9 protein-coding genes are annotated in these 11,688 nt (G+C 46.6%); 4 read left to right on the top strand and 5 right to left on the bottom strand.

Annotation, left to right across the window (positions count from 1 at the left end; all coding sequences use genetic code 11):
* Positions 1 to 166: 166 nt before the first annotated feature.
* Positions 167 to 1,435 (bottom strand): O-acetylhomoserine aminocarboxypropyltransferase/cysteine synthase family protein, encoded by a 1,269-nt coding sequence (locus R7P36_RS19210; protein WP_205460833.1) that lies wholly within the window; start codon positions 1,433 to 1,435, stop codon positions 167 to 169.
* A gap of 117 nt (positions 1,436 to 1,552) precedes the next feature.
* Positions 1,553 to 2,464 (bottom strand): LysR substrate-binding domain-containing protein, encoded by a 912-nt coding sequence (locus R7P36_RS19205; protein ID WP_042521185.1) that lies wholly within the window; start codon positions 2,462 to 2,464, stop codon positions 1,553 to 1,555.
* 106 nt (positions 2,465 to 2,570) lie between these two features.
* On the opposite strand from R7P36_RS19205, the gene R7P36_RS19200 reads away from it, so the two are divergent.
* Both R7P36_RS19200 and R7P36_RS19195 read left to right on the top strand, forming a co-directional pair.
* On the top strand, positions 2,571 to 3,827 hold the full coding sequence (locus R7P36_RS19200; protein WP_042521183.1) for a D-amino acid dehydrogenase: 1,257 nt from the start codon (positions 2,571 to 2,573) through the stop codon (positions 3,825 to 3,827).
* Positions 3,828 to 4,134: 307 nt separating this feature from the next.
* The gene (locus R7P36_RS19195; RefSeq protein ID WP_005381681.1) at positions 4,135 to 5,682 is read left to right on the top strand and encodes an alanine/glycine:cation symporter family protein; all 1,548 of its coding nucleotides are present in this window, start codon (positions 4,135 to 4,137) and stop codon (positions 5,680 to 5,682) included.
* 99 nt (positions 5,683 to 5,781) lie between these two features.
* On the opposite strand, the gene R7P36_RS19190 is transcribed toward R7P36_RS19195, so the two are convergent.
* The 3 genes from R7P36_RS19190 to R7P36_RS19180 form a co-directional block, all read right to left on the bottom strand.
* A complete protein-coding gene (locus tag R7P36_RS19190) occupies positions 5,782 to 6,372 on the bottom strand; it encodes an acetate uptake transporter (RefSeq protein WP_005381682.1) in 591 nt (196 codons plus the stop codon).
* Between the two features lie 182 nt (positions 6,373 to 6,554).
* Positions 6,555 to 8,258: a chitinase gene (locus R7P36_RS19185; RefSeq protein ID WP_042521182.1), complete on the bottom strand. Its 1,704-nt coding sequence runs from the start codon at positions 8,256 to 8,258 to the stop codon at positions 6,555 to 6,557.
* A 212-nt stretch (positions 8,259 to 8,470) separates the two neighbouring features.
* Entirely contained in the window at positions 8,471 to 9,994 is a 1,524-nt protein-coding gene (locus R7P36_RS19180; RefSeq protein WP_017635710.1) for a Na+/H+ antiporter NhaC family protein, read from the bottom strand.
* A gap of 472 nt (positions 9,995 to 10,466) precedes the next feature.
* Between R7P36_RS19180 and sul2 the strand changes: the two genes are divergently transcribed.
* Together sul2 and R7P36_RS19170 are read left to right on the top strand one after the other, a co-directional pair.
* Positions 10,467 to 11,282 (top strand): sulfonamide-resistant dihydropteroate synthase Sul2, encoded by an 816-nt coding sequence (gene sul2, locus R7P36_RS19175; RefSeq protein WP_001043260.1) that lies wholly within the window; start codon positions 10,467 to 10,469, stop codon positions 11,280 to 11,282.
* Positions 11,283 to 11,368: 86 nt separating this feature from the next.
* Complete coding sequence (locus tag R7P36_RS19170) at positions 11,369 to 11,671, top strand: phosphoglucosamine mutase (RefSeq protein ID WP_000251875.1); 303 nt, start codon at positions 11,369 to 11,371, stop codon at positions 11,669 to 11,671.
* The last annotated feature ends 17 nt before the right edge of the window (positions 11,672 to 11,688 follow it).

Below are 11,688 nucleotides of genomic sequence, written 5' to 3'. Positions count from 1 at the left end.
AACAAACCCAAACGTGACAAGAGAATAAATCTCACCCTCTATGAGCTTTTGGAATGCCACAAACCAAAAACACCAAAACCCTTGATATTTAAACAATAAAATAAAAATAGGCCAGCTTTTTTAAAGGCTGGCCTATGGGTAACCCAAAGCTAAAAACAGAATCGTTTTACGAGTTTAGTGCCTGTTCTAAATCGGCTAGAATATCGTCAATATGTTCAATACCCACCGATAAACGAATCATCTCTGGAGACACACCAGCTTGTTTTTGTTCTGCTTCGCTCAATTGACGATGAGTCGTCGATGCAGGATGGCAAGCCAATGATTTTGCATCGCCAATGTTCACCAAACGCTTAAAGATTTTCAAAGCATCATAAAAACGCACACCAGCGTCATAACCATCTTTTAAACCAAACGACAAAATCGCAGAAGGCTTACCTTTCATGTATTTTTCGGCGAGATGGAAGTGTTCAGAACTTGGCAATCCGGCATAACTTACCCAACTGACTTTGTCATTCTGTTCCAAGAATTCAGCCACTTTGAGTGTGTTCTCGGTATGGCGCTCCATACGCAGCGGTAACGTTTCTAACCCTTGCATAAGCATAAATGCATTCATCGGTGATAATGCTGCTCCGGTATTACGCAGTGGTACGGTACGCGCACGCCCGATAAATGCCGCCTCACCAAACGCTTCGGTATACACCACGCCGTGGTAAGAAGGTTCTGGTTGGTTGAAAACAGGAAAGCGGTCTTTGTGCTGTGCCCAAGGGAATTTACCGGAATCCACAATCACGCCACCCAATGTGGTGCCATGCCCACCAACGTATTTAGTGAGAGAGTGAACTACGATATCCGCACCAAATTCGATGGGTTTGCAAAGCACTGGCGTCGCAACAGTGTTATCCACAATCACAGGTACGCCTTGTGCATGAGCAAGCTCCGCCACACGTTCTAAATCGATGATATTACCCGCAGGGTTCCCAATGCTCTCGCAGTACACCGCTTTGGTATTTTCATCAATTAACTCGGCCAAACTTTCTGGCTTGTCATCTTTGGCAAACTTCACTTGAATACCTTGATTTGGCAGCATGTGCGCAAACAAGGTGTAAGTACCGCCATAAAGTTGCGGCGTAGAAACGATGTTATCGCCCGCTTGCGCTAACGTCAGAATCGCATAGTTAATCGCTGCACTCCCCGCACTCACGACCAACCCGGCAATGCCGCCTTCTAACGCTGCCATGCGTTTTTCCAGCACGTCATTAGTCGGATTCATGATGCGAGTGTAGATATTCCCCGGCACTTCCAAGTTAAACAGATCAGCACCATGCTGCGCGTTATCAAACTCGTACGCGACCGTTTGATAAATCGGTGTCGCGACAGATTTGGTGGTCGGGTCAGTTTCGTAACCAAAATGGATGGATAGCGTTTCGTCTTTCATGTTCTTCCCTGTCTTTCATCACTCAAATAGCGGCAAGCAAAGCACTTACCTTGCTTAAAACTTATATTGCCCAATTTTTCAACAAATAACGTAGGGATGAATCACAGAGATAAAACGCTAATTCAACTGTCCAAGTAACCAGTGACGAAACGTTTCTGTCGCATTCGTACGTGTGTTCATGATCAAGTAATACCCTGCATTGGCAGGAATCGGTTTGAATGGAGAAACCAAACGCTCTGTCGTCAATTCATCCTCAATCAATGCCATTCGAGCCATCGCAATCCCAACGCCAGCTTCGGCTGCAGACATCGCCATATCCGTTCGATTAAAAAAGTGTCCGACATCGGTTTTAAAATCCAACCCCATCGCTGACGCCCAATATAGCCACTCATAGTCACGCGTCGCTTTTTCCCATGGCATCGCATCGTGTAGTAGCGTCGCCTCTTGCCATTGCTTCACTGGCATTGAGTTTTTTTGCTCACCAAACAACGTTTTTAGCCAGCCATGATCCTCAAGGTATTTTGGACTCATCACCGGTAGCAGATGCTCATCCAAAATCAGCTCCGCGTTAGCATTTCTATAAGGATGAAGACCATAGTCAATTGCGACGTCATAGTCTTTTATCTCACTATTTACCAGCGCACCTTCCGCAAAGATTTGTACTTGGATATCCGGATTATCATGATGGAAGCTTTCGAGCTTTGGGACTAACCATTTGAAAGCAAAAGAAGGCGTCAACTTCAAACGAATTTCATTGGTTTGCTTTTCTACTTTGAGCTCATCAAGCAATTTGCTCAGTTCCGAAAAGTGAAACTGCGTCGCTTGGTGTAACTGAGTGCCTTTTACGGTTAAACGAATACCGCGAGAGTGGCGTTCAAATAAAGTAAAACCTAATAACGCTTCCAAATGAATAATTTGTTGGCTTATGGCACCAGTGGTGAGGTGTAAATGTCTTGCGGCACCAGTAAAGCTACTGTACTCCGCGACTTGGCTAAATAGGCACAAACCACTTATCAGATTACTTTTCATCCTTGAGCCTATAGTTTTTCTAAACACTGTGTGTAATTTATATCGATTGTTAATAAAAGGTAAAGAAAAGAAACTGAGCACTCTGATAAATGTGTGGAGTGCATCAATGGAAGTCATCGTATTAGGCAGCGGCGTTATCGGCTTAACCTCTGCTTGGTATTTATCTCAAGCAGGCTATCAAGTTACCGTCATTGACCGCCAACCAAGCAGTGCCATGGAAACGAGCTTCGCCAATGCCGGGCAGATCTCGTATGGCTATTCTTCGCCTTGGGCTGCGCCTGGTGTTCCTGTTAAAGCCATTAAGTGGTTAATGGAAGAGCATGCTCCACTTAAAATCAAACCCACTCTGAATGCCGACATGATCCGCTGGGCGAGTAAAATGGTCGCGAACTGCACCCTACCTCGCTATCAAGTTAACAAGGCTCGCATGCTTTCGATCGCTAACCACAGCCGTATTTGCTTAGAACAGTTACGCCAAGAACACGCCATTGAGTATCAAGGACGTCAGTTTGGGACCTTGCAAGTATTCCGAACACATCAACAGCTGCAAGCTATTGAAAAGGACATGCAGCTCCTTGAACAAAGCGGAACCCGATTTAAGCTAATGGACGTCGAACAATGTATTGAACAAGAGCCAGGGCTTGCACTTGTGAAAGACAAACTGGTTGGTGGCTTGCATCTACCTGATGACGAAACGGGCGATTGCCATCAATTTTGCCAACAACTAACGGAGCTTGCTAAGGCACACGGTGTCCGATTTGAGTTCGATACTGAAGTAAGCAATTGGGTTACAGTAGGCAAAAAGATCATAGGTGTCCAAACGAACCGAGGACAATTTAAAGCAGACCAATATGTAGTGGCCTCTGGCAGCTACTCTACAGCGCTACTCAAGCAACTCGATATTGATATTCCGGTCTACCCTGTCAAAGGCTATTCACTCACCATCCCGATGGAAGATGAACACTTCTCTCCTCGATCTACTGTGATGGATGAAACCTATAAAGTCGCTATGACTCGATTTGATGACAGAATTCGCGTAGCTGGCACCGCAGAATTAGCAGGGTTTGATACTTCCCTTCCACAAAAGCGCAAAAACACTATCGAAATGGTTATCCGTGATCTTTTTCCTCGTTGTGGTGACTTCAGCCAAGCTGAGTTTTGGAGCGGCTTTAGGCCAATGACGCCTGATGGCACACCAATTATCGGCGCGACTAAATACGATAACCTTTTTACTAACACCGGACACGGAACTCTGGGTTGGACGATGGCTTGTGGTTCAGGTCAATTGCTAGCAAGCGTAATGAAAGGTGAAAAAACAAAAGTGATGGATAATGCGGAGCTTAACCTTTGTCGTTACGCCTGAGGACATGACTGAACAAAAAACAGGCAGACACTTACTCCACAAAATGCATAACCACTGGCATTTTTAACTCATCAAAATCGCAGCACATTTAAATGACAATGTGCTGCATAATTAATCATCAGGCAAATCTTCTACCTAAAAGGAGCAAATAAGCAACAAGAACCAAATTTTAACAACTACTCTCCATTCTGTGTTCATCATCACGCTACAAAGGATTTGTAGCTAAAAAAGTTAACAATTGCATTACATAAAGGGTAATGTATTGTGTGAAAAACAACCACAAACACAACTAACAGGGAAAATACTCATGCAGTCATTAGTTGATTTTCTGAATGGAATTATTTGGAGCCCGGTACTGATCTATTTGTGCCTTGGCGCAGGTTTGTTCTATTCAATCATGACGCGTTTTGTACAAATTCGTCACTTCTTTGAGATGTGGCGCTTATTACTTTCAGGGAAGAGTTCAACAAAAGGGATATCATCATTTCAGGCACTTGCCGTTTCACTGTCTGGCCGTGTAGGTACAGGTAACATTGCTGGTGTTGCTGCTGCTATCGGTTTCGGTGGCCCAGGCGCCGTATTCTGGATGTGGGTCGTAGCCTTCTTTGGCGCTGCAACCGCATACGCAGAATCAACACTTGCACAAATTTATAAAGAAGAAGACGAAGGCGAGTTCCGTGGTGGCCCTGCTTACTATATTGAGAAAGCAATGGGACAAAAATGGTACGCTTGGATCTTTGCTATCGCGACCATCTTTGCTTGTGGTGTTCTACTTCCTGGCGTTCAATCGAACAGTATCGGTAACGCAGTAGAAGCCGCATTTGGCTCAGGTGACATGATTGAAACCGCTATTGGTACCTTCAGTTTTGCTAAAATTTTCACTGGTACGGTTGTTTGTGTCATTTTGGCTTTCATCATTTTTGGTGGCGTAAAGCGTATCGCGAACTTTACCCAAGTCGTTGTGCCATTTATGGCGTTAGCTTACATCATTACTGCGTTTGTCATCATCCTTCTAAACATTGGTGAGGTTCCACGCATTTTCGGCATGATCATTGGTGACGCGTTCACACCAATGGCAGGCGTTGGTGCGGCAATCGGCTGGGGTGTAAAACGTGGTGTCTACTCCAACGAAGCAGGTCAAGGTACTGGTCCTCACGCAGCAGCAGCAGCGAGTGTTGATCACCCAGCTCAGCAAGGTCTTGTTCAATCTTTCTCTATTTACATCGATACACTACTTGTGTGTTCAGCAACCGCGTTCATGATTCTTATCACTGGCGCGTACAACGTAAATGGTGCGATTGAAGGTACATTCCTGGTTCAAAACCTACCAGCGGATATTGGTGCAAATGGTCCTGTGTTTACACAGATGGCGATCGAAAGCGCACTACCTGGCGTGGGTAAACCATTCATCGCAATCGCTCTATTCTTCTTCGCGTTTACGACCATTCTGGCTTACTACTACATTGCAGAAACGAACATTGCTTACATTCGTCGTACGTTCAAAGTAAATGGACTGATGTTTATTCTGAAAGTCATCATTATTTCATCCGTGTTCTACGGAACCGTGAAAACCGCCAACTTAGCATGGGCGATGGGTGATGTAGGCGTAGGACTGATGGCGTGGCTAAACATCATCGGTATTTTGATCATCTTCTTTATGTCGAAGCCTGCACTCAAAGCACTGAACGACTACGAAGAGCAACAAAAACGTGGTGTGACCGATTTTACATTTAACCCTGTTGCACTGGGCATTAAAGGCGCAGATTACTGGGAAGATAAGTACCGACGTAAAACGGGTAAAGCACCAACGGCAGACAGCAATAGCGCAGAAACTGTTGAGCAACCATCAACATAGCGTTATCACATAAATAAGAAAAAGCAGTGGTCCGATTGAGGACATAAAAAAGGGGGATTAACCAATGGTTAATCCCCTTTCTTCATTATGAGTAGCAGCTTAGGCGATAACCGCTTCAACTTTACGAGCGATTTTTGCTTTACCTACAGGTAACACTTCACGACCAAATTCGTTGTTCAGTACTTGTGCCATTGCGAAGTAAATTGCACTTGCGCCACAGAAGATACCCTCGAAGCCAGCGATAGCACCGATCACTTCGCTACCAGTGAAATCACGAGCAGCAAGCAAGAAGAACAGGATAGTTAGAGAACCAAATACCACTTGCTTCGCTGTTGGGTAACATAGAGAACCAATGAACATGAAACCAGTGAAGATGCCCCAAAGCGCTAGGTACCAACCCATAAAGCTTGCAGGGCTTGCAGGAAGCCCCATGTGAGGCATTACGATTAGACCAACCAATGTTAGCCAAAATAGACCGTAAGAAGTAAACGCAGTTGTGCCGAACGTATCACCGCGTTTAAAACACATGATGCCAACGATTACTTGGCTAAGGCCACCGTAAAAGATGCCCATCGCTAGAATCATAGAGTCAATTGGGAAAAATCCTGCATTATGAATATTGAGCAGAATAGTGGTCATACCGAAACCCATTAGACCTAGCGGTGCTGGGTTAGCCAGTTTTGTCGACATGTACAAATACCTTTTTTCAAAAATGTTGATAAAAAATGCGCGCGAATTTTAATGGGCTCCAGAACAAAAGAGAAAAGCTGTTATTGAAAACTTAGATTCCATAAATAAACCACTACATATATAAAAAAAGACCCTGCAAAAAAGCAGAGTCTTTATAGATGGTTAGGTTGTTTTTTACTCGATCACTGACAAGAAATCTCGTCCCAGAACCAGTTGCTTTGCGTTGGGCTTTCCCACACTCCTGGGCCATTTTTCGCAACAAAACATTTGTTTTGGTACGTCACTTTATCGCCGTTAGCGACTTGCGTTACACCCGGCTCCCACTGAATAAAATTGCCTGTCACTGGTGGTTCTGGCTCGGTTACTGGCGGCTCAGGTTCTGTGACGGGCGGCTCTGGCTCAGTCACCGGTGGTTCAGGTTCCGTTGTAGGCGGCTCCGTAGGAGTGCCTGAAACCAGCTTCCACGGGTCTCCTTTCGTTGGCTCATTACCTTGTGACCACCATTTCGCTTCGTAAACAGCACCTTGGTAAGAAACTTGATCACCCGTGTTATATACTTTGCCAGAATCCCAAGCTGCCACACCACCTACAGGCGGATCGACCGGATCCACTGGGTCTAACTTGTCAACTACACGAACTTCTGGCCAACCCGCATGAGATTGGTAGAAGTTAGTTACACATTTCTCATAGTCACCCGCAACTAGCGCAGAGTAAGCCGTTTGGAAACCAACAAGTTCACATTCAAAAGAGTGGCCTCCCGGACGATCTGAGTAGTATTTCCAGTTCCCATCCCAGTTGGTGTACAACACGTCTGTCGCACCATTCAGATTTAAGCTGCCGTAAGGCGTCTGCTGCCAACAGGTATTGGTCTCATCGGCTTCAATTGGAATTTGATAATGAGCGGCAAGTCCTTCCCAATAGCGAATACGGTTAACAGGTTGACCTTTATCTTTGTTTTGCTCTCCACACTCAATACCACCATTGATCACGTTGATGGTGGTACCAAAGCCGTAACCAATGCCAGCATCAAGCTCACGCTGTGAAGGCACCCAAGTACGGTCAATCACATGTAGCATTGCAGGTTTCGGTGCTTGTGGGGTTAGGAAGAACCAGATAGCCGATGCTAAGTTCAGCCACGAATCCGCAACCAAGCCTGGATTTTTCAGCAATACAGATGCATCGCCATCAAACATCACTTCAGAGAACGCGCCATAGTTAAAATGGTAAGAAAGCTGCTTTGCACCACGTCCAAAGTAACCTTGTCCAGACTCACATGGCCAGCGTTTGTTTTGCCAGTCATTTTGACCACAACCTGTTGTGTAACCTTCTTGCCCTTCAGACCATCCCATTTCTCGCACATGAACCAAAGCTTGCTGCCACTCTTCCAACCCTAGCGGATTATCCGATACGTTATCAATCGAAATATGGCCACCGGTTTCTTGTGCAAAGTGAGCAAACGCTGTCACGATCGATTTTTTACAAATTGCATCCGAATCACGACCGTCTGTGTACTCTCCACAGAATGCAGGGAACTTACCAATTGCACGTAGGAAACGCGTGTAAGTGTATTCAGGTGCCGCCATTTGAGTCAGGAAGTCCCACTCACTTTCGGGGAATACACGCTCTACACGCTTCACGTTTTCTGGGTTGGTTGTCGCCCCTGGAACAATCGCTTCAACCACTGAGTTCGGGCGTGTCTCTAATGCTTGTGACCAAATGGCATACATAGGATCAGAAGTTTTGCTTTGCTCTACGGCTTGAACGTCACCACGAGCAATAACATAACCATTCGGATTTTGCGGATCGGGCTGAATATTCATACTCGCATTCACTTGTGCTGCTAAGACACAACTCAATGCAAGAGGAAGATGTTTGAGTGCAAACATGTCTAGTCTCCGGATTTCAACAATACAATATACGAGGAATAACTAGACATATAGTGGATCATATATACGAAACACCGAGCCAAGTACGTTGATTCTGCGAGACAAAATGAATAAATAGGTCCTCACACACATTTTGTCACAAGAAAAATGTTACCTTGACTCAAAAGAAAAGCGGAGACCCTGTGAGCCTCCGCTTTGTGATGTTTCTCTCTTTATTGTTCTGCCGAAACCACCTCTAGCTTCGCGGTTGACTTTTGTTTAGACAGCACAAAATAAACCACACACTGAGAAATAATTGCGGCAAGCACAATCACTGGTGAGGCGTTGATTCCAGCTAAAAGAAAACACCCCAATGCGATCATTCCATTGAGTAATGCGTAAGGCAATTGTGTACGGAAGTGCTCATACTGTTCACACCCCGCTCCTGTCGACGACAAAATCGTAGTTTCAGAGATGGGAGAACAGTGATCACCAAACAAGCCACCAGATAATACCGCACCAATACAAACCAACAGTGGCGCATCAATCGCGACGGCAGTTGGGATCACTAATGGCATCATGATGGCAAACGTCCCCCAAGATGATCCCGTAGCGAATGAGATAACACCAGCAAGCAAAAAGGCGACTGCTGGCAATAACCAGTAAGGGAAACCGGCTTGAGCTTGTTCAGCGATGTATGCAGCTGCACCTAATTCTTTCCCAACCGAGCTAAGCGTCCAAGCCAATACCAGAATCACCGCCACTGACATCATGTTTGACATCCCTTTCAGATAAACCTGAATACCATCCGAAAGCTTTCTTACGCCATAAAACGCCATCAGCGCAATTAAAGTGAAGGCCGCGAAGAAATATGCAGAAGAAAGTGCAGCCCTAAACGTTGATCCTGCCACTTTTTGAAATGGAAAACCGTGTGGCACGAGGATGGTACATAGAACCACCAGCATAACGAGCAAAGGCGCCCATACAAAACTGGATTTTGCATTTTTATGCATAAACACATTCATAGACTCCTGTACTTTCCCAAAGTCGGAGCCCTGTTCTGCTAACTGCTCAGCCTTCGCCATCGGTCCGAAATCTAATTTGAAGAAAGAGACAATCGGCACAATCGCGATCGCAAGAAAGGCGTAAAACTGATACGGGATCGCGCCAATGAAAGCATCCCAATCACTCATACTGACATTCAGGGCAGTAAACTCTTTTTGAATCAATCCCATGATGTAAACGCCCCATCCGATAAAAGGGATCAAGATTGCGACGGGAGAGGAAGTAGAGTCGATAATAAAAGCTAATTTTTGGCGTGATACTTTTAACTTATCAAATAAAGGGCGAAAAACAGGACCAACAATCAACGGTGTACCAAGGTCAGAGAAGAAAATAACCACACCACCGAACCATGCGGACAGTTGAGCTTGGCACTTACTCGCCACCCATTGAGTGACCTTTTTAGCAAACGCCACACCACCGCCAGATTTCTCCATCAAGGCAACAAAGCCACCAATAAAGACCAAGAGCAAAATGACGCCCGCATTGTAGCTGTCAGTTAATTGCGGCAGTAGATAGCTTTTCATCAATGCACTAAACGAGTCTAGTGGCCCTTTTTCGACAAATGTCCCTTCGAGCATAGCGACACCACTCACCACACCCGCGAATAAACCAACAACGACATTTCTTGTGGTCAGCGCGAGGAAAAGAGTAATAAGGATGGGAATGAGAGAGGTAACGTCAGCCTGTTCCATAGCAATACCATTTATGATAATCAAACAATTAAAGTGAATATATATTTAATTTAACCGCATGTATATATCTCTCACGAAAAAATTGAGCCACCTCTTCACAAACTTGAAGTACAAAAAAACCAGCCCGAAGGCTGGTTCTTATAAACTCAACTGTCTAGAGGAAAATTATTCCCACTCTATTGTAAACAAGACATTTTTATCTTTTATATTCAATGGCTTATTTTCCTGCTAATTGGTAATACCATGAAAAATACCATGCTCAGAAAAGGCTTAACAATATTTTGAAAAATTGCCTACTGAGCGCTGCCGCACAGCTCCATAGGCCGCTTTCCTGGCTTTGCTTCCAGATGTATGCTATTCTGCTCCTGCAGCTAATGGATCACCGCAAACAGGTTACTCGCCTGGGGATTCCCTTTCGACCCGAGCATCCGTATGAGACTCATGCTCGATTATTATTATTATAGAAGCCCCCATGAATAAATCGCTCATCATTTTCGGCATCGTCAACATAACCTCGGACAGTTTCTCCGATGGAGGCCGGTATCTGGCGCCAGACGCAGCCATTGCGCAGGCGCGTAAGCTGATGGCCGAGGGGGCAGATGTGATCGACCTCGGTCCGGCATCCAGCAATCCCGACGCCGCGCCTGTTTCGTCCGACACAGAAATCGCGCGTATCGCGCCGGTGCTGGACGCGCTCAAGGCAGATGGCATTCCCGTCTCGCTCGACAGTTATCAACCCGCGACGCAAGCCTATGCCTTGTCGCGTGGTGTGGCCTATCTCAATGATATTCGCGGTTTTCCAGACGCTGCGTTCTATCCGCAATTGGCGAAATCATCTGCCAAACTCGTCGTTATGCATTCGGTGCAAGACGGGCAGGCAGATCGGCGCGAGGCACCCGCTGGCGACATCATGGATCACATTGCGGCGTTCTTTGACGCGCGCATCGCGGCGCTGACGGGTGCCGGTATCAAACGCAACCGCCTTGTCCTTGATCCCGGCATGGGGTTTTTTCTGGGGGCTGCTCCCGAAACCTCGCTCTCGGTGCTGGCGCGGTTCGATGAATTGCGGCTGCGCTTCGATTTGCCGGTGCTTCTGTCTGTTTCGCGCAAATCCTTTCTGCGCGCGCTCACAGGCCGTGGTCCGGGGGATGTCGGGGCCGCGACACTCGCTGCAGAGCTTGCCGCCGCCGCAGGTGGAGCTGACTTCATCCGCACACACGAGCCGCGCCCCTTGCGCGACGGGCTGGCGGTATTGGCGGCGCTGAAAGAAACCGCAAGAATTCGTTAACTGCACATTCGGGATATTTCTCTATATTCGCGGTTCAGCAGGCATGTCCCCTTTGAGGGCGACCCGACGACAGGATAATCGACCTTATGGTGCGCAAATATTTCGGCACAGACGGTATTCGTGGCAAAGCCAACGAAGGCGCGATGACGGCGGAAACCGCCTTGCGCGTCGGCATGGCGGCTGGCCGTGTCTTTCGTCGCGGTGACCACCGCCATCGTGTCGTGATCGGCAAGGATACGCGCCTGTCGGGCTATATGCTTGAACCCGCGCTCACAGCCGGTTTCACCTCGATGGGCATGGACGTATTCCTTTTTGGCCCGCTGCCGACAACGTATAGGAAGAATAAACGCCCTTTTCACCCAAGTCCAACAGCTTTGGACCGCAGTTGACTCTTTCCACACCCCTG

Source organism: Vibrio sp. 397 (assembly GCF_033339395.1).
In the GTDB taxonomy this organism is placed as follows: domain Bacteria; phylum Pseudomonadota; class Gammaproteobacteria; order Enterobacterales; family Vibrionaceae; genus Vibrio; species Vibrio alginolyticus.
The sequence above is the reverse complement of the archived record's forward strand: the minus strand, read 5'-3'. Positions and strand labels throughout refer to the sequence as shown.

Coding starts and splice junctions, on each gene's coding strand:
- R7P36_RS19210 (WP_205460833.1), bottom strand. CDS start 1,435: ATGAAAGACGAAACGCTATCCATCCATTTTGGTTACGAAACTGACCCG.
- R7P36_RS19205 (WP_042521185.1), bottom strand. CDS start 2,464: ATGAAAAGTAATCTGATAAGTGGTTTGTGCCTATTTAGCCAAGTCGCG.
- R7P36_RS19200 (WP_042521183.1), top strand. CDS start 2,571: ATGGAAGTCATCGTATTAGGCAGCGGCGTTATCGGCTTAACCTCTGCT.
- R7P36_RS19195 (WP_005381681.1), top strand. CDS start 4,135: ATGCAGTCATTAGTTGATTTTCTGAATGGAATTATTTGGAGCCCGGTA.
- R7P36_RS19190 (WP_005381682.1), bottom strand. CDS start 6,372: ATGTCGACAAAACTGGCTAACCCAGCACCGCTAGGTCTAATGGGTTTC.
- R7P36_RS19185 (WP_042521182.1), bottom strand. CDS start 8,258: ATGTTTGCACTCAAACATCTTCCTCTTGCATTGAGTTGTGTCTTAGCA.
- R7P36_RS19180 (WP_017635710.1), bottom strand. CDS start 9,994: ATGGAACAGGCTGACGTTACCTCTCTCATTCCCATCCTTATTACTCTT.
- sul2 (WP_001043260.1), top strand. CDS start 10,467: ATGAATAAATCGCTCATCATTTTCGGCATCGTCAACATAACCTCGGAC.
- R7P36_RS19170 (WP_000251875.1), top strand. CDS start 11,369: ATGGTGCGCAAATATTTCGGCACAGACGGTATTCGTGGCAAAGCCAAC.